We start from the raw sequence: 25,184 nt of genomic DNA on the forward strand, positions 1-25,184 counted from the left end.
GCAGGCGTCGTGATGATCGCGCTCGGGCTGCGCCTGCTTTTCGCCGGAGAGGCGCGCCCGGCATTGCGCTGAGGCGGGAAGTTCCTAACTGAATACCAAGCCCATGACAGCAGGTGGCGTCATCCGAATAGACTTCACAGCGGGGCGTCGGTAGAAACTTGTCGAAAGCATATCCCGGAAGGCGCCAATCGTAATGGCTACTGAACACATTCGGCGCAGACTTGCGGCGATCCTGGCAGCCGACGTGGTTGGCTACAGCCGGCTGATGGAGCGCGACGAGACGGCCACGCACACGGCGCTCACGGCGCGGTGGAAGGAGGTTCTGGAGCCGCTCGTCAAGCAGCATCAGGGCCGCGTCTTCAAACGGACCGGCGACGGCGTGTTCGTCGAGTTCGGCAGCGCCGTCAACGCCGTGGAATGCGCGGCTGCGTTGCAAGGCGCGATGAAGGCGGCAAATGAGGATATGCCGGAAGACCGGGCGATCGTGCTTCGCGTCGGCGTCAATCTCGGCGACATCATGGTCGAGGACAGCGACCTCTTCGGCGACGGCGTCAACATCGCCGCGCGCCTGGAGATGCTTGCCGATCCCGGCGGTGTGGCGATTTCGGACAGCGTCTACCAGCACGTGCACGGCCGCGTCGGCATCGATTTCGTCGATAGCGGCCTTCACGAGGTCAAGAACATCGAGCGCCCGGTGCATATCTGGACGTGGTCGCCGAACGGCCGGACCAAGGCGGCTGCCAGGATTATCGTTGAGGCTCCGCCGCCGCTTCCTGCAAGGCCCTCTATCGCCGTCCTGCCGTTCGACAACATGTCGGGCGACCCGGAGCAGGGTTATTTCGCCGACGGCATAACCGAAGACATCATCACCGACCTGTCCAAAGTCTCGGGCCTGTTCGTGATCGCACGAAATTCTTCCTTCGCCTACAAGGGCATGGCGCCGGATATCCGCAAGGTGAGCCGCGAACTCGGCGTTCGCTACGTGCTGGAAGGCAGCGTGCGCAGGGCCGCCAATCGCATCCGGATCAATGCCCAGATGATCGACGGCACGACCGGCGGCCATCTGTGGGCCGAGCGCTACGATCGCGGCATCGAGGACATATTCGCGGTCCAGGACGAGGTCACCCGCACCATAGTCAGCGCTCTCAAGGTGAAGCTGACACCCAGCGAGGAGGCACGGCGAGAGGGCCGCGCCAAGGTCGATCCCGAGGCTTACGACCTGCTTGTCCGCTCCCGTCAGACCATGTTGCAGCTCAACGCCCAGGCGTCCCGGGAATCGCGCGGCATGCTGGAGCGCGTCATCGCGCTCGATCCGAACCTGGCGGCCGCCTATGCCCGGCTTTCGATCATCACTTTTGCCGAATACGTCAACCGGTGGAACGACGCCACGCCGGAAAATCTCACTCGGGCGATGGAACTGGCGAGGAAGGCAATCGAGCTCGACGATACCGAGGCGCAGGCCCACATCTCGCTGGCAATTGCCCTTACCTGGGCGCGGCGCCTGGACGAAGCCGAACGCTCCGCGGAGCGGGCGGTCGCGCTCGACTCCAACTCGGCCGACGCCTTTACGTCGCTTGGCAACATTAGGGATTTCCAGGGCCGGCACGAAGACGCCGTGGCGCTTTATACACGCGCCCACCGGCTCGACCCGCAATTCGACATGTCGCTGCATTTCCTCGGGCGGGCGCTGTTGACGCTCGGGCGCTTCGACGAGGCGGAGATCGCTTTCAAGAGGCGGCTGACGCTCTCCCCGCGCTCGGATATGACGCGCTTCTATCTCGCCTGCCTCTACGGTCGCACCGGGCGCCATGAGGAGGCGCGGCGCTACTGGCAGGAGACGCTGGAGGTCAACCCGAACTTCTCCGTCGGCCATCTGAAGCAGGTCCTGCCCTACCGCGATCCCGATACGCTGGATAGGCTGGTCGAGGGACTGCGCGAGGCTGGGATCTCCGTCTGAATCCCACCAACCCTTGCTGGCTTGGGACGCCTATGCGATAGGGCTGTCCGAATAAAAATCGCGGAGACAGTCACATGGCGGGTGGACAGGGCCTCATGGCCGGCAAGCGCGGCCTCATCCTGGGCGTGGCCAACAACCGGTCGATCGCCTGGGGCATAGCCAAAGCCTGCGCCGACCAGGGCGCCGAACTGGCGCTGACCTATCAGGGCGACGCCTTCAAGAAGCGGGTCGAGCCGCTGGCCGAAGAGCTCGGCGCGCATGTCGTCGGCCATTGCGACGTGACCGACGCGGCAAGCCTCGACGCGGTCTTCGACAACGTCGCCAAACTCTGGGGCAAACTCGATTTCGTCGTCCACGCCATCGCCTTCTCCGACAAGGAGGAACTCGACGGGCGTTATGTCGAGACCACGCGCGCCAATTTCCTGCGCACCATGGATATCTCCGTCTATTCCTTCACCGACGTCGCCAAGCGCTCCGAGGCGCTGATGACCGACGGCGGGTCGCTTTTGACGCTGACCTATTACGGCGCCGAGAAGGTCATGCCGCATTACAACGTCATGGGCGTCGCCAAGGCGGCGCTGGAGGCGAGCGTGCGCTATCTCGCCGTCGATCTCGGCGGCAAGAACATCCGCGTCAACGCCATCTCGGCCGGGCCGATCAAGACGCTGGCCGCCTCCGGCATCGGCGACTTCCGCTATATTCTGCGCTGGAACGAATACAATTCGCCGCTGAAGCGCACGGTCACGCCGGAGGAAGTCGGCGATGCCGGGCTGTATTTCCTGTCCGACCTGTCGCGCGCCGTAACCGGCGAGATCCATCACGTCGATTCGGGCTATCATGTCGTCGGCATGAAGGCCGTCGATGCGCCGGACATCTCCACCGTCAAGGAGTGACGGCCGGTCCGTCGATCCACGCTATCCCGAAGTCACATCCCAGGTAGCCCCACCGCGATGTTCCCGCTTGTCTATTTCGTACGCCACGGCCAGACGGACTGGAACATGGAGGGACGGCTGCAGGGCCAGGCCGACACCGACATCACCGAGCTCGGCCGCCGCCAGGCCGACCGCAACGGCCGCAAGCTCGCCGAACTGATCGGCAGGGCGGAAGGGTTCGACTTCGTCGCCAGCCCGATGCGCCGCACCCGCGAGACCATGGAGCGCGTCCGCACCGCCATGGGCCTTCCGCCGAAGGATTACCGCACCGATCCGCGGCTGGTCGAAGTGCATTTCGGCGATTGGCAGGGACACACATTCGTCGAGCTCGAGTCGCGGCAGCCCGGATCGACCATGGCCCGGTCGAAGGACAAATGGAATTTCGTACCGCCCGGTGCGGAGGGTGAAAGCTACCAGATGCTGCTGGAGCGCGTGCGGCCCTGGTTCGAGGCGCTGGAGCGCCCGACGGTCTGCGTGGCGCATGGCGGGGTCATGCGAACGGTTTTCAGGATGGTCGCGGATACGCCGGAACGGCAGGCCGCGAGGCTCGACGTGCCGCAGGATAAGGTACTGAGGCTGTCGGACGGACGTCTCGACTGGCTTTGAAGGCTATTCGAACAGTTCCATGTCGGTGATGAGATTCTCGCCGCTGACCTCGTCATAGGCGAGCAGAACGTCCATACCTTCCTTGAGCGCCGCGACGTCGAATTCGCCCGGCAGCTTGTAGGACTTTCCGTCGTCCAGCGTGATCGTCAGCTTTTCGGTGTCGATGGCCTGGATCGTGCCTTCGGCCTCGGCGGCGAAGGCGGCGATCGACATCATCAGGGAGGCGGCAAAAAAGCCAATCAGGATGCGCATTCTCGTCCTCGTTTTTCTTGCGCTTCGCATCTTCAGCGCGCGAAGGCGGGGGCGGGTTTGAAAAGAGCAGCATCAATGAGAATATGTCAAAACTAAAACCGCTCCGATCACGGTTTGACCACCGCAAAAAACGTAGCTGGAGCACAAGGTGCTCCAGCATTTCTGCTTGCGATGATCCTGTCCGAAAAATGATTCCACTTTTCGGGGTCATGCGTTAGAACGCAGGCGTGAAAACCGGCCCGCCGCCGGCGAGGCTATTTTGCGATGTCGCACAACACTTTCGGCTATCTTTTTCGCGTCACCACTTGGGGTGAGAGCCACGGCCCGGCCCTCGGCTGCGTCGTCGACGGCTGCCCGCCCGGCATCCGCTTCACGCTGGCCGACATCCAGGGCGAACTGGACAGGCGCAAGCCCGGCCAGTCGCGCTTCGTCACCCAGCGCCGCGAGCCGGACGAAGTAAAGGTGTTGTCGGGCTTCGTCATGGATGGCGACGGCGAAACGATGATTTCGACCGGCACGCCGATCTCGATGATGATCGAGAATGTCGACCAGCGCTCCAAGGATTACGGCGAGATCGCCAGGCAATACCGGCCTGGCCATGCCGACTACACCTACGACGCCAAATACGGCATCCGCGATTATCGCGGCGGCGGCCGCTCCTCGGCGCGCGAAACCGCCGCCCGTGTCGCCGCGGGCGCGATCGCGCGAAAAATCGTGCCGGGCATGTCGGTTCGCGGCGCGCTGGTTTCGATGGGCGTCAAGGAGATCGACCGCTCGCGCTGGAACTGGAATTTCATCCGCGATGCGGAAAACCCGTTCTTCACGCCCGACCCCGATTCGGTGAAGGTCTTTGCCGATTACCTCGATGGTATCCGCAAGGCGGGCTCCTCGGTTGGCGCGGTCATCGAGATCGTCGCCGAGGGCGTCCCGGCCGGGCTGGGCGCGCCCGTCTACGGCAAGCTCGACCAGGACATCGCCTCGAACCTGATGTCGATCAACGCGGTCAAGGGCGTTGAGATCGGCAACGGTTTCGAGGCTGCGCGCATCACCGGCGAGGAAAACGCCGACGAGATGCGCATGGGCAATGACGGCAAGCCGGTGTTCCTGTCCAACCATGCCGGCGGCGTTCTCGGCGGCATCTCGAGCGGCCAGCCGATCGTTGCGCGCTTCGCCGTCAAGCCGACTTCCTCGATCCTCACCCCGCGCAAGTCGATCGACACCGAAGGCAACGACGTCGAAGTGACGACCAAGGGCCGCCACGATCCCTGCGTCGGCATCCGCGCCGTGCCGATCGGCGAGGCGATGGTTGCCTGCGCCATCGCCGATCATTATCTGCGGCATCGGGGACAGGTGGGGAGGCAATAGGCAGTAGGGAGTGGGCAGTAGGAATTGAACCTGTGCCCACGCTCTTGTTTTCAGCTTATTCCCTACTGCCTACTGCCTATTGCCTACTGCCCAACGAGCGAAGCGAGCATCATGCCCTACGACCAGAAGAAAATCGTCGAAGCCCTGCGCGCGTTCGAGCGCGGCGAGATCGTCGTCGTCATGGACGATGACGGCCGCGAGAACGAAGGCGATCTGATCGTCGCGGCGGTGCATTGCACGCCGGAAAAGATGGCGTTCATCGTGCGCCACACGTCCGGCATCGTCTGCGCGCCGATGACGCGCGAGGATGCGCGGCGGCTCAATCTCTCGCCGATGGTCGCCGACAATGATTCGGCCCACACCACCGCCTTCACGGTGAGCGTCGATTTCAAGCACGGCACCACCACCGGCATTTCGGCCGACGACCGCACGCTGACGGTGCGCAACCTCGCCAACGGCAATGTCGGGGCGTCCGATTTCGTGCGTCCCGGCCATATCTTCCCTCTGATCGCGCGCGAGGGTGGGGTGCTGATGCGCTCGGGCCATACCGAGGCCGCCGTCGATCTCTGCAAGCTGGCCGGCCTGCCGCTGGTCGGCGTGATCTCCGAACTGGTCAATGACGACGGCACGGTGATGCGCGGCCCGCAGGTTTCGGCTTTTGCCGAACAGCATGGCCTGCAGCAGGTTTCGGTGGCCGATCTGATCGCTTACCGCCAGCGCCAGGAGACGCTGGTGCAGCGCGTCGAATGCTCCGACATCGAAACACCCGGCGGCAAGGCCAAAGCCTACACCTACATGCTGCCCTGGGACATGATGCACCATCTGGCGATCGTGTTCGGCGACATTCGCGACGGCGAGGAGGTGCCGGTGCGGCTGCATTCGGAGGATGTGGTGACCGACGTCTTCGGCGCCGGCATGACGCTGCACGAAATCATGAAGTCGATGGGCGAACGCAAGCGCGGCGTCATCGTCTACCTGCGCGAGGGCTCGGTCGGCGTCGCCCACCAGCAGCGGGCGCGGCCGCTGCCCGGCGAGCGCGAGGACCACGAGGAGGCGCGGCGGCGCGAAAGCGAGTGGCGCGAAATTGGCCTCGGCGCGCAGATACTCAAGGATCTCGGCATTTCGTCCATCAACCTGATCGCCTCGCGCGAGCGCCATTATGTCGGCCTCGAAGGGTTCGGGATCAGGATCGCCAGGACTGAGATTCTCTGACCGAGTGGGAAAGCATGAGTTTCGAGGCCTATCTGAACTGTTTTCAAAATGGCGAGGAAGGCTTTTTCCCCACCGCCCTTGTTGAAGCTGCGTTTGCTCCATTCATTAGCAGCCGGGAAGGGGAACCTTGGGTCGTGGCCTATCCTGGTTCACCCTCAATCCTCGATCAGACCGATCTTTACATGACCTTCAAAGACCGGGACATGTCCTCCTGCTCCGGGTTCACGATATCTCGACCCACCGGCAACCCTCGTCTCTATGAAGCGCTGGTTAAGCTTCTTCAGGCCAGCAATTCGATCTTATTCTGCATCGGCGATTGCCCTCCGTTGGTCGGACGGACAGAGACGATTTCGCACATCAATCCCGATGTCATGGAAACACTTGGGGACCCGGTGATTGTTCGCAGTGGGGCCGAAATCGTCGAATGGTTCGACAGGGCGTGAGTCGCCCGGTGTTGAAGAAAAAAGGTGCCCGAACCACGCGGGATCGGGCACTTTGAAGTTTTCCGCTATTCCACCGTTGGAAGCCTAAGGCTCCAATCAGCCCCGACTACTCAGCCGCCTGCGGCACGGGAGCGGGCGAGGCAACCCTGTAGCGCTCGCCGGCGAGCGTCTTCTGGCCCAGAAGCACGGTCAGCAGGGACACGGTTCCGGCCGCGACCGACACCCAGAAGCCGTTCTGCGCGCCGAAATTGTCGACCACCCATCCCGTCGCGAACGCGCCGAGCGCCATGCCGATGCCGATGCCGGTCATCACCCAGGTGATGCCCTCGGTCAGCATCGCCTCCGGCACCCGGCGCTCGATCAGGCCGAAGGCGGTGATGAAGGTCGGCGAGATGGCCACACCGCTGACGAAGACGGCGAGCGCCAGCAGCGGCACTGTATTGGCGATCAGCAGCGGCAAGGTGGTCAGCGCGATGATGCCGACGGCGATCGCGAGCTGGCGCTGCAATGGCATCTTCAGGTTCAGCGCGCCGACGATTAGCCCTACGACGAAGGAGCCGACGGCATAGACGCCGATCACGAGGCTGGCCGCGCCCGGCTGGCCGAGGTCCTTGGTGATCGCCACCGCGCTGACTTCCGCCGTCGCAAAGATCGCGCCGACGAAGATCAGGGCGAAGGTTATGATCTGCACGGGCCGCTGCCGGATCGCCGAGCCTTGGCTGCCGCCAAGTTCCAACTGCCTCACGCGAGGCTCGGTCGCGCGCTGCATGATGAATGCCGCCGACCCGAATGCGAGGAACAGCGTGCTGGCCAGCATTCCCGCTTCCGGAAACAGCGCGACGCTGAGGCCAACCGACAGGGATGCGCCGGCGATATAGACAAGCTCGTCCGCAGCCGATTCGAAGGCGAAGGCCGTGTTGAGTTCGGGGCGGTCACGGAAAATCTCGGACCACCGGGCCCGCACCATGGCCGGAATGCTCGGCATCGCGGCGGCGAGAAATGCCGACACGAACAGTGTCCAGATCGGCCAGTCCTGATTGGCCGCCGCCATCAGCGCCGCGAAGGCGAGTACCGAAATCAAGGTGGTGGGCACGACGACCCGGGTCTGGCCGAGGCGGTCGACAAACCGCGAGATCTGTGGCGCGGCGACCGCGTTGGTCAGCGCATAGGTTGCGGACACGGCGCCCGCCAGCCAATACTCGCCATGCGTCTGCGACAGCATGGCGACAATGCCGATCGGGGCCATGGCCATGGGCATGCGAGCGACGAAGCCTGCGGACGCGAAGCCCTTCGTTCCGGGAACCTTGAATATTTCGCTGTAGGGATTGGCCATGGTGGCCTCCTCGATTGGATGGAGCGCCACTGACATACGTGACGTATGTCAATCGAGATAATTGCATACGCTGCGTATGTCAACTATTATACGTGGCGTATGTGAAAGGAAAGTGGAAAATGGCTCACAAGCCGCGCAAGGAAATGATCGCCGAGACCCGCGCCAAGCTGGTGGGCGCTGCTCGCCAGGCGTTCGGAGAGGTCGGCTACGCCGAGGCGTCGATGGATGACTTCACGGCCGCCGCGGGGCTTACGCGCGGCGCGCTCTACCATCATTTCGGCGACAAGAAGGGGCTGCTCGAGGCTGTCATTGCAGAGATCGACGCCGAGATGAATGAACGGCTGTGCGCCGTTTCGGCCAAGGCGACCAACCGCTGGCAGGGCTTCGTCGACGAGTCCGTTGCCTATATCGAGATGGCGCTCGAGCCCGAGATCCAGCGCATCATGCTGCGCGACGGGCCGGCCGTGCTCGGCGATCCCTCGCAATGGCCTAACGCCAACGCCTGTATCACGTCGATGTCGAAGAGCCTGACGCTGCTCAAGGAGCAGGGCGTTGTGGGAGACATCGATCCGGAAGCCGCCGCGCGCCTGGTCAGCGGCGCTTCCCTCTACGCGGCGCAGTGGATCGCCAATGCCGACGACCCGGCGGCAACCTCGAAAAAAGCGGTGAAGGCGTTCAAGACGCTGCTCAATGGGCTGCTGGCGGAAAAGAAGTAGGGACGGTAGCGGGGCCTGCCGCAAAATTTACCCCCAACCTACCCCTCCCCTTCGTCATTCCGGGGCCGCGAAGCGGAACCCGGAATCCAGAACGCTGACCTTTGTCCAGTTATCTGACACCATGGTTCCACCGGATGCCCATTCCGTTTCCTTTGCCAATGCTCTGGATTCCGGGTTCCGCTTCGCGGCCCCCCGGAATGACGAAGGGGGAGGGGTAGGGGTGTCGGGAGCGCAACATTTCGGGATGATGTCGGCGACAAGCGCCGGGTGAACCGCCCCGGTTTCCTGGCAGGATCAGCCCCTCGCCAGAATCCGCCTCATTTCCTCGATTGCCGCGTCGCGCTGCGGGTCGTTGCCTGCGGCATAGGGCAGGCTGAACGGGACCGGCAGATCGGGCTCGACGCCAGCGCCTTCCAAGCGCGTATTCTCTTCGAGCACTGCATCCGAGACCGCGACTTCGAGCAGGCTGTCGTCCGGCAGTAGATAGCCGCGGCCGGCAAGCAGCGCGCCCGCCGTTCGCGCGCCCACGAGCGGGATTCCGTTCACCTTCAGCGCATAGGCGAAGACTTCAAGGCCGCTTCTCGAACCCTCGTCGATGATAGCGACGACCGGCCGCCGCCAGCGGACATTGGCCAGCACGTCCTCGCCCTTGCGCGGAATCAGCCGGAAGGATGGCGTGTCGCCGACGAAGAGTTCGGCCGCATCGGAACTGCCGCCGCCCCAGCGCCCGCGCAGATCCAGCACCAGCCCGTCTGCGTCCTTGAGCTTGCCTTCGGCGAGCGCCTCCGCCACCACGCCCATCGAGTGGCGCGCGGCGAGAGTCCACAGGCGGATATATCCGATCTTGCGGCCGTCACGGGTCGTCATCTCGGCGCTTTCCGCGATCGCCTTCTCGAATGTGGGCAGCGGTTTTAGCCTCTCGACCTTCACCTCGAGCGTGATCGGCTCCGCCCCGGCGCGTCGCCGCAACTCGATCTCGACCGGCTTGGCTACCTTGTCGCTGAAGGATTCGATCTCGTGGTAGGGCGCGCCGTCCACCGACAGAACCTCGTCGCCGACGAGGATGCCGGCGCGGTCGGCCGGCGAACCGTCATAGACGTCGCTGACGAAGCGGGCGCCGTTCTGTGGCCGCGCGATCATGCCGATGCCGGGATAACTGACCTCGCCCTCGGGCGGAAACAGTCGGCGCATCTCGTCGCGGATGGCGAAGCGGAAAATGTCGATCAGCTCGAAATATTCGATCGTGTCCGGCTCGAAATGCCCGACATGGGAGGCGTCGAGGCTGGCCAGCACGGTGTCGATCGCCTCGCCGACGCGGTCCGGCGCGCTTTTCGCGTTCACCGGAGAGGCCGGATCGTCGATTTCGCGCCGCACCGCTTCCACGAACTCGTCCAGCGCCGCCTCGTCATGGAAATTATCAGTCACGAGTTCCACGGCGCGGTCGAACACCGGATGCCCGGAGCGCGGCGGATCGGCGGCGGGAGCCTCCGCGATCGCGAGAAAAAGCAGCGGCACTGCCGCGAGATAGCTGGTTCTTTTCATCTGGCCGGTCCGCATCCGTTTCGCTTGATCATGATTATCGGCCCAAACGCGGCCGGATCGAGCCCTCGGTTGACAATATTCCGTGACCGGCGATTCTGCGCCGCAGGTCCTGGCGGGGGATTCGGGGCATGTGGGATTTCGAGATCGGCCGGACGTTGGGCATCGTCGCAAGGACGTGGCCCTTCGTGCTGTTCCGCATGGTCGTCTATTTCGGCATCACGGTCGCCTACATAGCGGCGACCGGAATGGGCGCCGGCGTCGGCTACGGAACCGGCCACATACTCGGCGAAGGCGGCGGTCCGGTCACCTTCGCGCTGTGGGGCGGCATCATCGGCTTCGGGCTGGTCTCGGCCGCGGTCTACTGGATCCGCGAATACATTCTCTACATCGTCAAGGCCGGCCACATAGCGGTGATGGTGCACCTGATCGACGGCCGCGAGGTGCCCGGCGGGCAAAGCCAGATCGCCTATGCGCGGCAGGTGGTCACCCAGCGCTTCGCCGAAGCCAATATCCTGTTCGTGCTGGATCAGCTCATCAAGGGCGTGCTCAGGGCCATCACCGGCCTTCTCGGCGGCATCGCCGCTTTCGTCCCGATCCCCGGGGTGAGCGGGTTGGTCAAGTTCTTCAACGCCGTCATCCGCATGTCGCTGACCTATGTCGACGAGATCATACTAGGCTACAACATCCGCTCCGACAGCGCCGCGCCCTTCGACACGGCGAGGCAGGGTGTGGTGCTCTACGCGCAGAACGGCAAGACCATGCTGAAGAACGCGCTCTGGCTCTCGGTCCTGATGTGGGGGCTGGCGCTGGTCGTCTTCCTGACGACGCTCGCTCCGGCTGCCGCAGTGCTCTACGCCATGCCTGGTCAATTGGCGGGCTGGGGCTTCGTTCTCGCCATCGTCTTCACCTGGGCGTTCAGCGCCGCCTTCATCGAACCGTTCTGCATCGCAGCGCTGATGCAGGTTTATTTCAGGGCGATCGATGGCCAGACGCCCGATCCCGAGTGGGACCAGCGGCTGTCGGAAACCTCGAAGCAGTTCCGCGAGCTGAAGGACAAGGCCGCGGCGCCGTTTGGCGGCTGGGCCGGTGCGCCCGCAAGCTGACCGGCGCAGTCATCATCGCCACCCGGCTATGCGATCCGGTCCACGATCCCCTTCAGCGCGGCTTCTCCTGTCCCGGAAAACGTCTCGCTCATGATCAACTCCGACAGCTTGAGGCGCTTTGCCCAGCCGCGCGCTTCGAGATCGGGCCTTGGCGCGAACTCCGATACCCGGCCGACGCAGAGATAGGCGACCGGAACGGCATGTTCGGGGATCTGCAGCAGTTCGCACAGCGCTTGTGTGTCGAGGATCGAGACCCAGCCGACGCCGATGCCTTCCGCGCGCGCCGCAAGCCAGAAATTCTGGACGGCGCAGACCGTGCTGTAGAGGTCCATCTGCGGATTGTGCCACCGCCCCAGCGGCGAATTTTCCGATCGTCGCCGGTCGCATGTGATGCACAGATTGAGCGCGCTTTCGCAGATGCCCTCGAGCTTGAGCTTGCGGTAGAGCGCCTGCCGTTCTTCCGCGATGTTGGGCAGTTCCTGCTCGCGCGCCGCAAGGAAAAGGTCGCGCACCTGCCGCCGCCGCAAGTCGTCGCGAATGACGATGAAGTTCCACGGCTGCATGTAGCCGACCGAGGGCGCGTGGTGAGCGGCGATCAGCAGGCGGGCCAGCACGGCATCGTCGAGCGCGTCGGGCAGGAAATGGCTGCGGACGTCGCGGCGCGAGAAGATGGCGCGATAGACGGCATCGCGGGCGGTCTGGTCGAAAGGTTCGCCGTCGCCGGCGGTCGGGTGTTCGGGCATCGCTTGTCCCCTTGCGATCGAGATCGGCCCGCCTGACCAAGCGGTCGACAATGTCTGCAAGGCCGGTCTTCTGGCTCGAGATCATCCCGCAAAATCGGCGCCTTCCCGTTGCGAGCAACAGTGGCCACTGGGTCACGACCCAGCCGATGCGGTCCCTCTTACAGCGTTGGGCACGCCACGGATTTCAACCGTGTTCCCGATTCTCCCGCTTGGCAGCGGGCACCTGGCAGCACCGGCGACGATACGCGAAGGCGGGGCGGGATGCACGCTCCTCGAGCGACATTGGCGGGCTCGGATGCGATTTCCCCAGCCTTGGGACATCTATGGCGTGGCCACCGCCGCCATTGCTGATAGACTGACGGGATGACCACACGCCTCTACACCCACCCGATCTTTCTCGAACACCTGACGCCGCCCGGCCATCCGGAACGGCCGGACCGGCTCCGCGCCATTGCGCGTGCGCTGGAGGACGAAGCGTTCGCCGCGCTCGACCGCGCCGAAGCGCCCGAAGGCGACGAGGCGACGATCCTCTACGCCCATCCCGAAAGTTATGTCGAACGAATCCGCCGGGCGATTCCCGAGCAGGGCATCGCCAGTCTCGACGGAGACACATCGGTCAGCCCCAAAAGCTGGCAGGCGGTGCTGACGGCGATCGGGGCGGCCAACGCGGCGGTCGACGACGTGTTTGCGGGCGCGGCCGACAATGTCTTCGTCGCCTCGCGCCCGCCCGGCCATCACGCGGAAAAGACAACCGCCATGGGCTTTTGTGTATTCAACCACGCGGCGATCGCGGCGCGCCATGCGCAGAAGAAGCACGGGGCCGGGCGCGTCGCGATCGTCGATTGGGATGTGCATCACGGCAACGGCACTCAGGATATTTTTTGGAACGATCCGTCGGTGCTCTACTGCTCGACGCACCAGATGCCGCTCTATCCCGGCACCGGGACCGAAAGCGAGACAGGCGCCGGCAATATCGTCAACGCGCCGCTTGCGCCTCAATCCGGTAGCGAGGCCTTTCGCGAAGCGTTCCGCTCGCGCGTGCTGCCGGCGGTCGATGCTTTTGCGCCCGATTTGATCATCATCTCCGCCGGCTTCGACGCGCATCACCGCGACCCGCTGGCAGAGATCAACCTGACCGAGGAAGACTTCGACTGGGCGACGGGAAAATTGATGGACCGCGCCGCGCGCCATTGCGGCAACCGGCTGGTCAGCGTGCTGGAAGGCGGCTACGACCTGCAGGGATTGTCGTTTTCGGTCGCGGCCCATGTCGCGCGCATGATGAAAGGATGAAGAATGGCGGACGAAGCCAACGAAGATATCAAGGCGATGAGCTTCGAGCAGGCGCTGGAGGCGCTGGAGCGCATCGTCGACGACCTGGAGCGCGGCGACGTGCCGCTCGACAAATCTATCAAGATTTATGAGCGCGGCGAGGCGCTGAAAATCCACTGCGACCGGCTGTTGAAGGCCGCCGAGGACAAGGTCGAGAAGATCAGGCTGTCGCGCGACGGCAAGCCGGCCGGGACGGAGCCGCTCGACGCGGAGTAGGGCAGGGCAGTTGATCGCCAGGCGTGTCGGGCCCAGATAGAGGGAAACCAAAACCCGCAACGCTGAATGTCGGACAGACCGGGAGCAAGTCATGTGCCGAAACATAAGAACCCTGTTCAATTTCGATCCGCCTGCGACGGACGAGGAAATCCATGACGCCGCGCTACAGTTCGTGCGCAAGCTGAGCGGATCGACCAAGCCTTCGAAACGCAACGAGGCAGCCTTCGAGAAGGCGGTCAGCTCGATCGCCGCATGCGCCCGCGAACTCATCGATTCGCTGGAAACGACGCAGCCGCCGAAGAACCGCGAGGAAGAAGCCGCCAAGGCGCGGGCCAGGATGGTGATCCGGTACGCGTAATTCTGCCGGCGGTCAGGCGTCGTCGTGCTCTCTCTCCCGACTCGGATGCTTGATGCTGAGAACGATGAGGTCGTCCGCAGCTTCATCCACGGTGTAGTAGACGAGATAGGAATATTTGCGCGTGACCATTTTTCTCACGCGTTCCGTCGATTGGACGCGTCCCGCATACGGAAAGGAAGCCAGAATTTTCAGCGATTCGAGAATCGCGCCGCGAACACGCCTTGCGGCGGCCGGATTCCGTTCGCGCAAATAATCGGCGATTTCGACGAGATTTTCGGTTGCGCGCTTGGTGAAGCGGATCTTCACGAGCCGAAGCGGCGAAATGCAATTTCGACGTCGGCGTCGCTGGCGAACTCACCGCGGCGAAGCTGGGCTAGACTTTCCAGAATATCGGGAAGGTGCGTCGGATCGGTCTGTTCGGGCGACTGGTCGCCTTCAGCAAGGCTCAGCATCAGGCGCGCGATCTTGTCCTGATCGTCTGGCGGCATCTGCCGCACCGCTTCCACGGCTTTTTCAAGAAGCTGGTTCATGTGGAAAGATATAGGCTATCTTCGAAAACGGGAAAAGAACCGAATTCGAAGGCAGGTCGCGAGGATCAAACCATGAGCTTCTTTCCGGGAAACGACCCTGTCGCCGGCGACGCCTTCGCCTGCGACCAGATCGAGCTGATGGTCATCCCCAATGCCCGCGACATAGGTGGTTTCCAGGTGCGGCGCGCCCTGCCGACGGCTAGGCGTCGGCTGGTCGGCCCGTTCATCTTCTTCGACCGCATGGGGCCGGCGATCCTGCGCGCTGGGCAGGCGCTCGACGTGCGGCCGCATCCGCATATCGGCCTGTCAACGGTCACCTACCTGTTCGACGGCAAGATCAGGCACCGCGATTCGCTCGGCACCGAAATGGTGATCTCGCCCGGCGACGTTAATTTGATGACGGCGGGCCGCGGCATCGTCCATTCGGAGCGGACCCCGGAGGAACTGCGCGGCGCGCCTATGTCGGTATCGGGGCTGCAGACCTGGCTGGCGCTGCCCGACGGCAAGGAGGAAACCGCCCCGGTTTTCGAGAACACAGGCCGCGATCTGCTGCCGCGTTTCGAGTATGACGGGGCGTCGGGACGCCTGGTTATGGGCAGCCTCTCCGGCATTCGCTCGCCGGTGCGCACGGATACCGACACGCTCTACGCCGATATCAGCCTTGCGCCCGGAGCGCGGATAAGCATTCCCGCCGACGCCGAGGAGCGGGCGATCTATGTACTCGACGGCACTGTGACGATTTCCGGCGACGAATTTCCCTCCGACCGCCTGCTTGTTTTCAAGCCGGGCGACGAGATCGTGGTCTCGTCGGAACAGGGCGCGCATTTCATGCTGTTCGGCGGCGCCTCGCTCGGCTCCAAACGCTATATCTGGTGGAACTTCGTGTCCTCATCGAGGGAGCGCATCGAGCAGGCCAAAAACGAGTGGAAGACCGGCCGCTTCGACATCGTTCCGGGCGACGAGGAGGAATTTATTCCGTTGCCCGAGTGATGAAAGGGGGTGTGGGTTTCGACTTTGCCGTCGACTCGTCGGTATTGAGACGGCGAAGGATGGCGACTGAACGCGTCACCGGCTTGAAAACTTTGCGCCGCCCCTCACCCTTACCCTCTCCCCGTAAGGACGGGGAGAGGGAGACATCTACGTCGCCGCCAATCGCCGGCGTCGGAGACATCAGCGAAGACGCCCCCTCTCCCCGTCTTTACGGGGAGAGGGTAGGGGTGAGGGGCGGCGTCGGCGCTTCAAATGATTGGCCGGCGCGCGTCTGATTGGCCGGTGCGCGTCACCGTCACGCATTTACAAGGCGCGGTTTGAACCTTATGCCCTTCGGCTAAATCCTGCGTGCAGGCGAGAGACAATTGAGCAAGCCACCGAAAACGCCGCTTCTGGACAAGGTCCGCATCCCTTCGGATCTGCGCGCCCTGCCGGAGAGCCAATTGCCGCAATTGGCGGCGGAGCTGCGCGCCGAGCTTATCGACGCCGTATCGCAGACCGGCGGCCATCTCGGCGCCGGGCTGGGCGTCGTCGAACTCACGGTGGCGCTGCACTACGTGTTCGACACGCCTGGCGACCGGCTGATCTGGGATGTCGGTCACCAGGCTTATCCGCACAAGATACTGACCGGCCGGCGAGACCGCATCCGCACGCTGCGCGCCGAAGGCGGGCTGTCGGGCTTCACCAAGCGCCAGGAGAGTGAATACGACCCGTTCGGCGCGGCGCATTCGTCCACTTCGATCTCGGCCGGGCTCGGCATGGCCATGGCGCGGGACCTCACCGGCCGGAAGAACAACGTCATCTCGGTGATCGGCGACGGCGCCATGTCGGCCGGCATGGCCTATGAGGCGATGAACAATGCCGGCGCGCTCGACGCCCGGCTGATCGTCATCCTCAACGACAACGATATGTCGATCGCGCCGCCCTCCGGCGCGATGAGCGCCTATCTGGCGCGGCTCGCCTCGGGCCGCGCCTATATGGGCTTCCGTGATTTCGGCAAGAAGCTGACTTCCTATCTCGGCAAGCGCGTCGACCGCGCCGTTACCCGAGCCGTGGAGCATGCGCGCGGCTATGTGACCGGCGGCACGATGTTCGAGGAACTCGGCTTCTACCATATCGGCCCGATCGACGGTCACAATCTCGAACATCTGGTGCCTGTCCTGAGAAACGTGCGCGACAATGGCGACGGCCCGGTGCTGATCCACATCGTCACGCAGAAGGGCAAGGGCTACGCTCCGGCCGAGGCCGCGAGCGACAAATATCATGGCGTCAACAAGTTCGACGTCATCACCGGCGCTCAGGCCAAGGCGCCGGCCAACGCGCCGAGCTACACCAAGGTTTTTGCCGAAAGCCTGATCCAGGAAGCGCGGGACGATGACAGGATCGTCGCCATCACCGCGGCCATGCCTTCCGGCACCGGCCTCGATCTGTTCGGCGAGGCGTTTCCGTCGCGCACCTTCGATGTCGGCATCGCCGAGCAGCACGCCGTGACCTTCGCGGCCGGCCTCGCCACCGAGGGGCTGAAACCTTTCGTCGCGATCTATTCGACCTTCCTGCAGCGCGCCTACGACCAGGTCGTGCACGACGTGGCGATCCAGAAGCTGCCGGTGCGTTTTCCCATCGACCGCGCCGGCTTCGTCGGCGCCGACGGCCCGACCCATTGCGGCGCCTTCGACACCACCTATCTCGCCTCGCTGCCCGGCTTCGTGGTGATGGCAGCGGCCGACGAGGCCGAGCTTCGCCACATGGTGCGCACGGCGGCAATCTATGACGAAGGTCCGATCGCCTTCCGCTATCCGCGCGGCAACGGCGTCGGCGTAGACATGCCCGAACGCGGCGTCGCGCTCGAGATCGGCAAGGGCCGGATCGTGCGCGAAGGAACGAAGGTCGCGCTGCTGTCCTTCGGTACGCGGCTGCAGGATTGCCTGCTCGCGGCCGAGGAACTCGCCGCCGCCGGCCTGCCGACGACGGTCGCCGATGCGCGTTTCGCCAAGCCGCTGGACGAGGATCTGGTGCGCCGGCTCGCGCGCGGCCACGAAATGCTGGTCACGGTCGAGGAGGGCGCGATTGGCGGCTTCGCCAGCCATGTCCTGCAGTTCCTGGCGCGCGACGGCCTGCTGGATTCCGGCCTGAAAGTCCGCCCTCTGGTGCTGCCCGACGCCTTCACCGACCACGCCAAGCCGGAAAAGATGTATGCCGACGCCGGCCTCGACAGCGCCGGCATCGTGCGGACGGTGTTTGCCGCGCTGGGCCGCACCGCGCACGCCGCGCGCGCCTGAATCATTTTCTGAAGAACCTGAATCTCTTCCCGAACCGGCTGAATCGGTTTCGCAGGCAGCCGCGCTAACCGGCTGTTTACGCTGCCGTTTGGCGTTTCGGTTACCCTGTCTCTTGGCCGTTTCTTAGCGCCGCTTTGCTAGAAGGGCGCAAGGCAGGGAGCACAAGAAATGATCAGGCTACTGAGCGGCGCGGCCCTTTTGGCCGTTATGGCCGCATCGGCGGCGGCCGAGCCGCGCCATGATGTGAGGCTGGAACAGGCGGTGATGAAGATCGTCGCGAAAAAAATCGGCGAAATCCGCGGCGGCTTTTCACATCAGGAGACACCGGTGTTCATCCGGACTGCGGCGGTATCGGCAAGCGTCAGCCCGACCGATCCCATCGAGACTGGCACGGTTCCAAAAGTCTATTCCGACCGGCGCGTCATGACCCCCGACGACGTCGCAGCACTGCGCCAGCGCAAGGTCTCGCGGGTCATCCTCTTCTGATGCGCTTGCCTTCGGCGGCTGCATTCGCCAATGAAGGCCATGGCTTCTACGAAACCAGGCGACAGGCTCAGACTCGACGAACTTCTCGTCGGGCGCGGCTTCTTTTCCAGCCGCTCGCGCGCCCGCGATGCGATCGAGCGTGGCACGGTCATGGTCGACGGCGCGCTCGCCGCCAAGCCGGGGCAGGGCGTGCCGGCGGATGCCGTCGTCGAAGTAAACGACCCGGCGCAACATTATGTTTCCCGCGCGGCGCTGAAGCTGCTCGCCGGCCTCGACCATTTCGGCCTTGATCCGGCTGGCGCCGAGGCGCTCGACATCGGCGCATCGACCGGCGGCTTCACGCAGGTTCTCCTCGAACGCGGTGCGGCCCACGTCACGGCCATCGATGTCGGCCACGGCCAGATGCATCCGACGCTCAAGTGCGATCCGCGCGTGACCTTTATAGAAGGGCTGAACGCGCGCGACCTCACCGCTGAAAATCTCGGCGGCCGGCTGCCGGATTTCCTGGTCTCCGACGTGAGCTTCATTTCGCTGACGCTGGCCTTGCCGCCGGCCCTCGATCTGGCGCGTCCGGGCGCGTCCGGCCTGTTCCTGGTCAAACCACAATTCGAGGCAGGGCGCGAGGCGATCGGCAAGGGCGGGCTCTTGAGGCATCCGGAGGACGGGCCGCTGGTTGCCGCGCGCCTTTCGGCCTGGCTCGGCTCGTTGCCCGGCTGGCGGGTGCTCGGCCTCACCGCCTCGCCGATCGAGGGCGGCGACGGCAACCGCGAATTTTTGCTCGCCGGGATCAAGGACCAATGACGGAACGGTTCGAGATCGCGCGCCTCGGCGCACAGGGCGACGGCGTCGCCGAAACCGCAGGCGGGCCGGTCTTCGTCCCGTTCGCGCTGCCCGGCGAGACGGTGACGGCGACCCGCATCAAGGATCGCGCCGCGCTGGTCTCCGTGGCGGAAGCCTCGCCGCTACGCGTCGCCCCGCCCTGCCGCCACTTCACCGAGTGCGGCGGCTGCGCGCTCCAGCACCTGGAGCCGGCCGCCTACCTCGAATGGAAGCGCGAGAAGGTGGCACAGGCGCTGCTCAGCAAGGGCATCGAAATACCCGTGGCCGCGACGATACCTTGCCCGCCAAATTCCCGCCGGCGGGCGGTGTTTTCGGCAAGACGCGGCGATGGTAGCATCATCTTCGGCTATCACCGCGCGCTGTCGCATGAGATCATCGACATCACCGAATGCCCGATCTCCGTGCCCGAGATCGTGGCGGCGCTAGGCCCGCTGAAGGCGCTCGCCGACCTGATCTGCAAGGTGCAGACCCCGTTTCATATGACTGTCACCCATACTGCTTCCGGCCTGGACATAGCCGCCGAGGACTCCGGCGCGCTTTCGGAAAAGGCGCGCAAGGTGGCCTCGGATTTCGTCATTCGGCACGGTTTTGCCCGGCTGACCGTCGACGGCGAGATTATCATCGAGCCGAAAAAGCCGATGGTCTTCTTCGGCGAGATCTCGGTATTTCCGCCGCCGGGCGCATTCCTGCAGGCGGTAGCATCGGCCGAAGCGGCGATGGCGGACCTGGTGATGGGTCATTTGCGCCGCACGAAAAAGGTGCTGGACCTGTTCGCCGGTTCGGGCGCTTTCGCCCTGCGCCTGGCGCGCAAAGCGGAGGTCCATGCGGTGGAGGGAGACGGCGCCGCACTCGCCGCGCTCGACCGCGGCTTCCGCTTCGGCGCCGGCCTGAAGCGGGTGACTTCGGAAAAGCGCGACCTGTTCCGCCGTCCGGTCACCTTCAAGGAGCTCGCCGCCTTCGACGGCCTCGTCTTCGACCCACCGCGCGCCGGGGCGGAGGACCAGGCCAAGCAGATCGCAAGGTCGGAGGTGCCTTACGTCGCCGCCGTCTCATGCAACCCGACGACGCTGGCGCGCGACCTGCGAATCCTGATCGATGGCGGTTACGTGCTGAAAAGCGTCACGCCGATCGACCAGTTCCTATGGTCGCCGCACGTCGAGGCGGTGGCGCTGCTGGAGAAGCCGAAGAGAAGGCGGTAGGTCCGCCGCAATACCGGGTTGAGCGTGCCCTCTCAGGTGGTAGCGACGGCGTCTCGCAGCAACGAGACCAGCAGTTGGGCGTAAGCGCCGTCCGGGTCGAGGTCAGGATCGAAGATGGTGATGTCGAGGCCGAGGCAGCGCGGGCTGCTTAAGAGGCCTTTGAGCAGGATCGACAGGTCGTTCGGATCGATGCCGGGGCTTCCGGGCGAGTCCACGGCGGGCATGACAGCCTGATCGAGGACATCGACGTCGAAGTGGACCCAATACGGCAGATCGATGCGGTTCAGGACTTCTTTGGTATCGGCAAGCATAGCCTCTCCGCCGCTATCGCGGGCGGTAAACACGTCGATACGCGTGATGGCGGTGTCGTTGACATCGGGCCAGGCAAAGTCCGGCTCGCGGGCTTCCCGCTCGCCGATCTGGATGACGTACTCGTCCGGCACCAGCGGCGCCGGAACGCTCGGCCACTCGGTGAGGAGCTTTTCGCCGCGTCCCGTCGCCAGCGCGAGGTCCATTCCCGCGACTGCGCCCAGCATAATGGACGGATCGTAGTTGCCGGGATGCCGGAAGTCGCTGTGGCCATCGATGTGGACGAGCGAAACGGGCGTATTCCGGCGCACGCCCGCGAGCGCACCCAAAAGGATGGAGCAATCGCCGCCCACGACGATCGGGAACTCCTCCCTTCTCAATGCCGAGAGGACGGCGTCAGCGAGCATGAGATTGAATATTCGGATGGCATGGCCGTTGCGCAGCCGCGTGCCGGCCTGCTCTCCGCTTTCATACTTCGGGCGGGGAAGATCGACGATGCGAGCCGGCGACAGGGCATGGAGGAGACCTGCCTTTGTGAGGGCTTCAGGGGCCCGCCACGTGCCCGGTTCGTGGCCGGGCCGCAGCGGCCGCAAGCCGAGGTTCGAGGGTGCTCGTATGAGAACGGAGTTTCTGGGCAACATATTGCTCAACTCTCCACTGCATTGGGCTATCGAGGACCTCTGCAAACCAGCTTAAGCTTCATGCATCCACGGCGCATACTGCAGAAGAATAGCACGCAGGGTCCTTCACTGCGTATTGGTCGAATATGCATTTCTCCACCCTCTGGGCGCGCTGTTCCGAACAGCCCGAGGAGCATCCCTGCCAAAACTATGCCGGGCGGAACGATTTCAGTTTCCATCGATTTCATCATCCTATGTGAAAGGTGACCGCATGGATGACGACAACGTAAGGACCATCCGTGGGACATTCGCGACGCGGGAAGCGGCCGACCTCGCAATCGAGCATCTTGTTCAAGAGCACGGAATCGACCGGGCTGACATTTTCGTTCAGGCCAAAGACGCCGCAAACACCTCCGGCATTGCGCCATCCGGAGCAGATGCTTCAGGAGACGACGAAGGCTCCGAACTCGACCCCGCCCTTCGCGGGGAGATCGAAGTGTCGGCGGATGTCAGCCGTGATGAAATCGCAGCGGCGGAGCAGGCTTTTCGCGAGGCCGGCGCTGCACATTTGACGACGCGCTGAACGATATCCGAGCTTCCGTCGCTGGTGCTCGTGCAGGTTCTGTCTTGCAGCCTGCCGCCCGGCAGGATTGCGCCAGGGGATTGAACGCCTAGCCGCCGAATTTGTAGCGCAGGCCGAACGAGATGATGTCGGCGCTGCCCTCGGCAGTGCCTGCGTAGCGGATACCCGCTGTCGTCTCGTCCACCGGCCCATCGTCTACAAAGAGGTGCGAATAGCCGAAGTCGATCGAAAGCTGCTCGTTCCAATTGTAGCTCGCGCCAATGCTGGCCCAGATACGGTCGGCATCCGGCAGCCGCATGGAACGGTCCTCATCCTGGGTCGGCGCAATCTCGTAGCCGACACCGGCCCGGAGCACCAGATTGGGATTGTACTTGTACTCGCCGCCAAGCGAAAAGAACCATCCATCGTCGTAGTTGAGAGCCAGATCCGAACCGGCGGGCGAGCCTTCGAACGGCACGGTCTGGATGCGGCTCCAATTGGTCCATTCCATGCCGCCCATGACCGTGAAGGCGTCGTTGATCCGCTGGCGCACGCCGACCGATACCGTTTCAGGCAGTGTCAGGTTGGCGGTGATCGGATAGGTCCCCGCGGGAATCGTGCCGATCGGCGTCGCAACCGGGATGTCGAAGGTCTGGCTGCCGCCCAGCGAATGCTTGACCGCCGAACGGTAGCCGATGCCGATCGTAGTGCCGTCGAACGGAGTCAACGTCACGCCGGCGACCAAGCCGACATTGACGTCGTCACCCTTAAGCCGTTGCCGGGGCGGCGCGGCAGTCGGCGCCAGCGCCGTTTCGATATCGACGTCGAAATACTCGATCTGCATGCCTACGGCGACGCTGACCATGTCGTTGACCTTGAAGCCGAGCACCGGGGTCGCATTGACCGAGACCGCCTCGGCTTCGAGATGGCTGAACATCCCGACCCAGGGTTCGTCCGAAGTCGTAGCGAGGCCATAGGGCGCGGTGACGCTCAGGCCGATATAGAACTCGTCGGTAAGCGGCATCGCGAAATAGGTTGCGGGCACAATGCCGGTTTTCCCGACATCACCGCCACTGCTCGTGATACCGAACGCCGCGAGCGTCGAGCGCGAGGGGTCCACGTCAAGCTCCGACTCCGGGAAGATAGCCGTTACGTTGCCCTCGACGGTCATGCCGGTCACGATGGTCACCGCCGCCGGGTTCCAGAACATCGAGCTGATCGAATCGCCGGGCGCCGCCATGCCGGCAAAACTCGAGCCCTGTCCGTAGGCGGATTGCTCGCGGACCGCAAAGCCCCCGGCCTCAGCTGTAACGACCCCCGCTACCACCGCCGCTATCGTCGAAACAAAGGATATTGCGCGGATCTCACTACGCCGCTGGCTACCGCCGCTCCGAGGCGACGACAGCGCCACCTCGGTCGACTGGATCGGCCAGCGTTTCCAGGACATTAATGATGGGGCAAACTCAACGGCCCCATCTGCCAAAACGGCGCGGAGAACATGGCTCAGGCGCATTCAGAGATCCCCTCTGCATCAAGCCAAGCCCGCCCCTGACGTGAAGGTGAATTATCATTGCCTGCCAATCAATTGCTTTTTGACCCGAACGCCATCGCGTCTTGCTGTGTGACGCATCGGCCACAGTGTCGGCAGCCGAGGAAAACTCGCGGAGTTATCTGGAGGCAAAGCACAGTAGGTGTTGCGTCGCACTAAACTCTAGTCCGAGCCACCGTCATCTGGTTCATTCTCAGATGTGGTGGCAGGCTGACGCCCGACGCCCGGGGCGGAACATGCGTTGCGCTCTGGCGCGCCGCTACTCGAAATTAGCGATCGGCCGGCCGCCTGCCGAAGACTCCTGGCTACAGGCTTCATTGACGGTTGTCGCCCGTCGACTAGCTACTGTGACGTCGTAACAAGGAGCGCAGCATGGAACTCCACCGCGGTAGACTGATCGACCATATTGGGCTCGTGGTCCGGGACATCGAGGCCAGCCGCCGCTTCTACAAGGCCGTCTTGGCCGCGCTCGAGATACCGATCGGCGGCGACGCCAAGGACGATTTCTGGGCCGATGAGCTTTTCGTCTCCAGTACCGACAGTCCGGCGGCGGCGGGAAAACTGACGGGACGCCATCATCTCGCCTTCCAGGCAAGGGACCGCGCGATGGTCGACGCTTTCCATGCGGCCGGTATCGAGGGCGGCGGCGTGGACAATGGCAAGCCGGGAGAACGTCCCCATTACCACCCTGGCTACTACGCCGCGTTTCTGCTCGACCCGGACGGCAACAACATCGAAGCCGTATTCCACGGCGAGGCAAACCGCAGCGCGCCCTCGGTGAAGATCACCTTCTGAGGCACATAGGCGCCGTTGCTGACCTCCGGAAATGATGGAATAAACCCGGCAAAGATGTCATCTGCCGGAGGTAGAATGAAAGGCAAGCAGCTCGCATTGTACACGTTCGGAGTTTTCCGGGCGCCTGCCAACGATGCTGTGAATCAAGGCTTCCATGATCGCAACGACCGCAACCTTGTCGCTGTCGAATTGAGCGAAGGGTTCATCGCTCGATCGGGCTATGATGATGAACCTGGTCCCGAAAGCTGGGGCGAGCAGGTTTTTCCGCGCTTTTACGTCGAACGTGGAGACGGTTGGTCGCCATCGACCCTATCCTTATGGAAGGACTTGGCCTCACCAATGGCTTTCTCCTACGCTGGAATACATGCGGAAGCGCTGAGGCACGGGAGGGAATGGTTTCTCAAACCTGCTTGGCCGCCATATGCCCTTTGGTGGGTTGAGTGGGACCATACACCCACTTGGACAGAGGCGGTGAAGAGGCACGAATTTCTGCACGACCACAATGCCAGTCCCTTTGCCTTCGATTTCAAGACGGCTTTTGACGAAGAAGACCGGCCGACCACGATCGATCGCGACGCCGTCAAACGAAACATCCGCTTGAACGAGGAGCGGCAGAACGGGGTGAGTCAACTCACCGTTTGAACGCCCTAAACCCGCGTCCCGCCCACCGTCATCTGGGTCATCCGAAGATGCGGCTGGCCAACGCCGACGGGCACACCCTGGCCGGCTTTTGCCGCACATACCTATGCCGGTGTCGAGCTTCATGTCGTTGCCGATCATGGTCACGCGGTGCATGGCGTCGGGGCCGTTGCCGATCAGCATCGCGCCATTCAACATCGCGGACCAACGCTTGGCTTGACCTTGAATTAAGCGCAAATTGAGCCTATTTTGATCATCGAACGATCAAATCGCGTAAGG

The 25,184-nt window shown here is 63.7% G+C and carries 27 protein-coding genes, 1 pseudogene and 1 riboswitch; of the genes and pseudogenes, 19 read left to right on the forward strand and 9 right to left on the reverse strand.

Annotated features, from left to right (window positions below; genetic code table 11):
• Nucleotides 1–193: 193 nt before the first annotated feature.
• The 3 genes from MAXJ12_RS27130 (at nt 194) to MAXJ12_RS27140 (ending at nt 3,495) form a co-directional block, all read left to right on the forward strand.
• The gene (locus tag MAXJ12_RS27130) at nt 194–1,957 is read left to right on the forward strand and encodes an adenylate/guanylate cyclase domain-containing protein (RefSeq protein ID WP_008839310.1); all 1,764 of its coding nucleotides are present in this window, start codon (nt 194–196) and stop codon (nt 1,955–1,957) included.
• Nucleotides 1,958–2,031: 74 nt separating this feature from the next.
• Nucleotides 2,032–2,850, forward strand: a complete 819-nt coding sequence (gene fabI, locus MAXJ12_RS27135) for an enoyl-ACP reductase FabI (RefSeq protein ID WP_008839311.1) — start codon at nt 2,032–2,034, stop codon at nt 2,848–2,850.
• 57 nt (nt 2,851–2,907) lie between these two features.
• The gene (locus MAXJ12_RS27140) at nt 2,908–3,495 is read left to right on the forward strand and encodes a histidine phosphatase family protein (RefSeq protein WP_008839312.1); all 588 of its coding nucleotides are present in this window, start codon (nt 2,908–2,910) and stop codon (nt 3,493–3,495) included.
• Between the two features lie 3 nt (nt 3,496–3,498).
• On the opposite strand, the gene MAXJ12_RS27145 is transcribed toward MAXJ12_RS27140, so the two are convergent.
• Nucleotides 3,499–3,747, reverse strand: coding sequence for a DUF1344 domain-containing protein (locus tag MAXJ12_RS27145; protein ID WP_008839313.1), 249 nt, complete (start codon nt 3,745–3,747; stop codon nt 3,499–3,501).
• Nucleotides 3,748–4,011: 264 nt separating this feature from the next.
• On the opposite strand from MAXJ12_RS27145, the gene aroC reads away from it, so the two are divergent.
• The 3 genes from aroC (at nt 4,012) to MAXJ12_RS27160 (ending at nt 6,767) form a co-directional block, all read left to right on the forward strand.
• The gene (aroC, locus tag MAXJ12_RS27150) at nt 4,012–5,112 is read left to right on the forward strand and encodes a chorismate synthase (RefSeq protein WP_008839314.1); all 1,101 of its coding nucleotides are present in this window, start codon (nt 4,012–4,014) and stop codon (nt 5,110–5,112) included.
• 111 nt (nt 5,113–5,223) lie between these two features.
• Nucleotides 5,224–6,324: a 3,4-dihydroxy-2-butanone-4-phosphate synthase gene (gene ribB / locus MAXJ12_RS27155; protein WP_008839315.1), complete on the forward strand. Its 1,101-nt coding sequence runs from the start codon at nt 5,224–5,226 to the stop codon at nt 6,322–6,324.
• Between the two features lie 14 nt (nt 6,325–6,338).
• Nucleotides 6,339–6,767, forward strand: coding sequence for a hypothetical protein (locus MAXJ12_RS27160; protein ID WP_008839316.1), 429 nt, complete (start codon nt 6,339–6,341; stop codon nt 6,765–6,767).
• Between the two features lie 106 nt (nt 6,768–6,873).
• On the opposite strand, the gene MAXJ12_RS27165 is transcribed toward MAXJ12_RS27160, so the two are convergent.
• Nucleotides 6,874–8,100 (reverse strand): MFS transporter, encoded by a 1,227-nt coding sequence (locus tag MAXJ12_RS27165; RefSeq protein WP_040588331.1) that lies wholly within the window; start codon nt 8,098–8,100, stop codon nt 6,874–6,876.
• Between the two features lie 119 nt (nt 8,101–8,219).
• On the opposite strand from MAXJ12_RS27165, the gene MAXJ12_RS27170 reads away from it, so the two are divergent.
• Nucleotides 8,220–8,816 carry a TetR/AcrR family transcriptional regulator gene (locus tag MAXJ12_RS27170; protein ID WP_008839318.1) on the forward strand — a complete coding sequence of 199 codons (597 nt, stop codon included), beginning with the start codon at nt 8,220–8,222 and terminating at the stop codon, nt 8,814–8,816.
• Between the two features lie 294 nt (nt 8,817–9,110).
• Here MAXJ12_RS27170 and MAXJ12_RS27175 read toward each other — a convergent pair whose 3' ends face one another.
• On the reverse strand, nt 9,111–10,358 hold the full coding sequence (locus MAXJ12_RS27175) for a S41 family peptidase (RefSeq protein ID WP_040588334.1): 1,248 nt from the start codon (nt 10,356–10,358) through the stop codon (nt 9,111–9,113).
• 128 nt (nt 10,359–10,486) lie between these two features.
• On the opposite strand from MAXJ12_RS27175, the gene MAXJ12_RS27180 reads away from it, so the two are divergent.
• Entirely contained in the window at nt 10,487–11,461 is a 975-nt protein-coding gene (locus MAXJ12_RS27180) for a hypothetical protein (protein ID WP_008839320.1), read from the forward strand.
• A 26-nt stretch (nt 11,462–11,487) separates the two neighbouring features.
• On the opposite strand, the gene bluB is transcribed toward MAXJ12_RS27180, so the two are convergent.
• Complete coding sequence (gene bluB / locus MAXJ12_RS27185) at nt 11,488–12,204, reverse strand: 5,6-dimethylbenzimidazole synthase (protein WP_008839321.1); 717 nt, start codon at nt 12,202–12,204, stop codon at nt 11,488–11,490.
• A 43-nt stretch (nt 12,205–12,247) separates the two neighbouring features.
• Nucleotides 12,248–12,446, reverse strand: a riboswitch (cobalamin riboswitch).
• Nucleotides 12,447–12,567: 121 nt separating this feature from the next.
• Between bluB and MAXJ12_RS27190 the strand changes: the two genes are divergently transcribed.
• The 3 genes from MAXJ12_RS27190 (at nt 12,568) to MAXJ12_RS27200 (ending at nt 14,107) form a co-directional block, all read left to right on the forward strand.
• Entirely contained in the window at nt 12,568–13,494 is a 927-nt protein-coding gene (locus tag MAXJ12_RS27190; protein ID WP_008839322.1) for a histone deacetylase family protein, read from the forward strand.
• Between the two features lie 3 nt (nt 13,495–13,497).
• Nucleotides 13,498–13,749, forward strand: a complete 252-nt coding sequence (locus MAXJ12_RS27195) for an exodeoxyribonuclease VII small subunit (protein WP_008839323.1) — start codon at nt 13,498–13,500, stop codon at nt 13,747–13,749.
• 91 nt (nt 13,750–13,840) lie between these two features.
• Nucleotides 13,841–14,107, forward strand: a complete 267-nt coding sequence (locus MAXJ12_RS27200; protein ID WP_008839324.1) for a DUF2277 domain-containing protein — start codon at nt 13,841–13,843, stop codon at nt 14,105–14,107.
• A gap of 12 nt (nt 14,108–14,119) precedes the next feature.
• On the opposite strand, the gene MAXJ12_RS27205 is transcribed toward MAXJ12_RS27200, so the two are convergent.
• Complete coding sequence (locus MAXJ12_RS27205; RefSeq protein ID WP_008839325.1) at nt 14,120–14,413, reverse strand: type II toxin-antitoxin system RelE/ParE family toxin; 294 nt, start codon at nt 14,411–14,413, stop codon at nt 14,120–14,122.
• Nucleotides 14,410–14,637 carry a hypothetical protein gene (locus tag MAXJ12_RS27210; protein ID WP_008839326.1) on the reverse strand — a complete coding sequence of 76 codons (228 nt, stop codon included), beginning with the start codon at nt 14,635–14,637 and terminating at the stop codon, nt 14,410–14,412. Before MAXJ12_RS27210 ends, MAXJ12_RS27205 begins: the two co-directional genes overlap by 4 nt.
• Before the next feature lie 72 nt (nt 14,638–14,709).
• On the opposite strand from MAXJ12_RS27210, the gene MAXJ12_RS27215 reads away from it, so the two are divergent.
• The 5 genes from MAXJ12_RS27215 (at nt 14,710) to MAXJ12_RS27235 (ending at nt 20,431) form a co-directional block, all read left to right on the forward strand.
• Nucleotides 14,710–15,627, forward strand: a complete 918-nt coding sequence (locus tag MAXJ12_RS27215) for a pirin family protein (RefSeq protein WP_008839327.1) — start codon at nt 14,710–14,712, stop codon at nt 15,625–15,627.
• 365 nt (nt 15,628–15,992) lie between these two features.
• Nucleotides 15,993–17,906, forward strand: coding sequence for a 1-deoxy-D-xylulose-5-phosphate synthase (gene dxs, locus MAXJ12_RS27220; RefSeq protein WP_008839328.1), 1,914 nt, complete (start codon nt 15,993–15,995; stop codon nt 17,904–17,906).
• 168 nt (nt 17,907–18,074) lie between these two features.
• Nucleotides 18,075–18,392 carry a hypothetical protein gene (locus MAXJ12_RS27225; RefSeq protein WP_008839329.1) on the forward strand — a complete coding sequence of 106 codons (318 nt, stop codon included), beginning with the start codon at nt 18,075–18,077 and terminating at the stop codon, nt 18,390–18,392.
• Between the two features lie 30 nt (nt 18,393–18,422).
• On the forward strand, nt 18,423–19,193 hold the full coding sequence (locus MAXJ12_RS27230; protein WP_008839330.1) for a TlyA family RNA methyltransferase: 771 nt from the start codon (nt 18,423–18,425) through the stop codon (nt 19,191–19,193).
• A complete protein-coding gene (locus tag MAXJ12_RS27235; protein ID WP_008839331.1) occupies nt 19,190–20,431 on the forward strand; it encodes a class I SAM-dependent RNA methyltransferase in 1,242 nt (413 codons plus the stop codon). The genes MAXJ12_RS27230 and MAXJ12_RS27235 overlap by 4 nt, the downstream gene beginning before the upstream one ends.
• A gap of 32 nt (nt 20,432–20,463) precedes the next feature.
• Here MAXJ12_RS27235 and MAXJ12_RS27240 read toward each other — a convergent pair whose 3' ends face one another.
• Nucleotides 20,464–21,333, reverse strand: a complete 870-nt coding sequence (locus tag MAXJ12_RS27240) for an arginase family protein (RefSeq protein ID WP_244421616.1) — start codon at nt 21,331–21,333, stop codon at nt 20,464–20,466.
• Between the two features lie 298 nt (nt 21,334–21,631).
• Here MAXJ12_RS27240 and MAXJ12_RS27245 point away from each other — a divergent pair, with 298 nt between their 5' ends.
• Nucleotides 21,632–21,943: a hypothetical protein gene (locus MAXJ12_RS27245; protein WP_008839333.1), complete on the forward strand. Its 312-nt coding sequence runs from the start codon at nt 21,632–21,634 to the stop codon at nt 21,941–21,943.
• A gap of 88 nt (nt 21,944–22,031) precedes the next feature.
• Here MAXJ12_RS27245 and MAXJ12_RS27250 read toward each other — a convergent pair whose 3' ends face one another.
• Nucleotides 22,032–23,249, reverse strand: coding sequence for an OmpP1/FadL family transporter (locus tag MAXJ12_RS27250; protein ID WP_210160945.1), 1,218 nt, complete (start codon nt 23,247–23,249; stop codon nt 22,032–22,034).
• A gap of 594 nt (nt 23,250–23,843) precedes the next feature.
• On the opposite strand from MAXJ12_RS27250, the gene MAXJ12_RS27255 reads away from it, so the two are divergent.
• Nucleotides 23,844–24,266 (forward strand): VOC family protein, encoded by a 423-nt coding sequence (locus tag MAXJ12_RS27255; protein ID WP_008839335.1) that lies wholly within the window; start codon nt 23,844–23,846, stop codon nt 24,264–24,266.
• Between the two features lie 75 nt (nt 24,267–24,341).
• On the forward strand, nt 24,342–24,908 hold the full coding sequence (locus MAXJ12_RS27260; RefSeq protein ID WP_008839336.1) for a DUF3291 domain-containing protein: 567 nt from the start codon (nt 24,342–24,344) through the stop codon (nt 24,906–24,908).
• A gap of 5 nt (nt 24,909–24,913) precedes the next feature.
• Here MAXJ12_RS27260 and MAXJ12_RS35845 read toward each other — a convergent pair.
• A pseudogene (locus MAXJ12_RS35845) lies at nt 24,914–25,106 on the reverse strand (metallopeptidase TldD-related protein); the annotation flags it as partial.
• Nucleotides 25,107–25,184: the final 78 nt, after the last annotated feature.

This window comes from Mesorhizobium alhagi CCNWXJ12-2, from assembly GCF_000236565.1.
GTDB classification, from domain to species: Bacteria; Pseudomonadota; Alphaproteobacteria; order Rhizobiales; family Rhizobiaceae; genus Allomesorhizobium; species Allomesorhizobium alhagi.

Coding starts and splice junctions, on each gene's coding strand:
- MAXJ12_RS27130 (WP_008839310.1), top strand. CDS start 194: ATGGCTACTGAACACATTCGGCGCAGACTTGCGGCGATCCTGGCAGCC.
- fabI (WP_008839311.1), top strand. CDS start 2,032: ATGGCGGGTGGACAGGGCCTCATGGCCGGCAAGCGCGGCCTCATCCTG.
- MAXJ12_RS27140 (WP_008839312.1), top strand. CDS start 2,908: ATGTTCCCGCTTGTCTATTTCGTACGCCACGGCCAGACGGACTGGAAC.
- MAXJ12_RS27145 (WP_008839313.1), bottom strand. CDS start 3,747: ATGCGCATCCTGATTGGCTTTTTTGCCGCCTCCCTGATGATGTCGATC.
- aroC (WP_008839314.1), top strand. CDS start 4,012: ATGTCGCACAACACTTTCGGCTATCTTTTTCGCGTCACCACTTGGGGT.
- ribB (WP_008839315.1), top strand. CDS start 5,224: ATGCCCTACGACCAGAAGAAAATCGTCGAAGCCCTGCGCGCGTTCGAG.
- MAXJ12_RS27160 (WP_008839316.1), top strand. CDS start 6,339: ATGAGTTTCGAGGCCTATCTGAACTGTTTTCAAAATGGCGAGGAAGGC.
- MAXJ12_RS27165 (WP_040588331.1), bottom strand. CDS start 8,100: ATGGCCAATCCCTACAGCGAAATATTCAAGGTTCCCGGAACGAAGGGC.
- MAXJ12_RS27170 (WP_008839318.1), top strand. CDS start 8,220: ATGGCTCACAAGCCGCGCAAGGAAATGATCGCCGAGACCCGCGCCAAG.
- MAXJ12_RS27175 (WP_040588334.1), bottom strand. CDS start 10,358: ATGAAAAGAACCAGCTATCTCGCGGCAGTGCCGCTGCTTTTTCTCGCG.
- MAXJ12_RS27180 (WP_008839320.1), top strand. CDS start 10,487: ATGTGGGATTTCGAGATCGGCCGGACGTTGGGCATCGTCGCAAGGACG.
- bluB (WP_008839321.1), bottom strand. CDS start 12,204: ATGCCCGAACACCCGACCGCCGGCGACGGCGAACCTTTCGACCAGACC.
- MAXJ12_RS27190 (WP_008839322.1), top strand. CDS start 12,568: ATGACCACACGCCTCTACACCCACCCGATCTTTCTCGAACACCTGACG.
- MAXJ12_RS27195 (WP_008839323.1), top strand. CDS start 13,498: ATGGCGGACGAAGCCAACGAAGATATCAAGGCGATGAGCTTCGAGCAG.
- MAXJ12_RS27200 (WP_008839324.1), top strand. CDS start 13,841: ATGTGCCGAAACATAAGAACCCTGTTCAATTTCGATCCGCCTGCGACG.
- MAXJ12_RS27210 (WP_008839326.1), bottom strand. CDS start 14,637: ATGAACCAGCTTCTTGAAAAAGCCGTGGAAGCGGTGCGGCAGATGCCG.
- MAXJ12_RS27215 (WP_008839327.1), top strand. CDS start 14,710: ATGAGCTTCTTTCCGGGAAACGACCCTGTCGCCGGCGACGCCTTCGCC.
- MAXJ12_RS27225 (WP_008839329.1), top strand. CDS start 18,075: ATGATCAGGCTACTGAGCGGCGCGGCCCTTTTGGCCGTTATGGCCGCA.
- MAXJ12_RS27230 (WP_008839330.1), top strand. CDS start 18,423: ATGAAGGCCATGGCTTCTACGAAACCAGGCGACAGGCTCAGACTCGAC.
- MAXJ12_RS27235 (WP_008839331.1), top strand. CDS start 19,190: ATGACGGAACGGTTCGAGATCGCGCGCCTCGGCGCACAGGGCGACGGC.
- MAXJ12_RS27245 (WP_008839333.1), top strand. CDS start 21,632: ATGGATGACGACAACGTAAGGACCATCCGTGGGACATTCGCGACGCGG.
- MAXJ12_RS27255 (WP_008839335.1), top strand. CDS start 23,844: ATGGAACTCCACCGCGGTAGACTGATCGACCATATTGGGCTCGTGGTC.
- MAXJ12_RS27260 (WP_008839336.1), top strand. CDS start 24,342: ATGAAAGGCAAGCAGCTCGCATTGTACACGTTCGGAGTTTTCCGGGCG.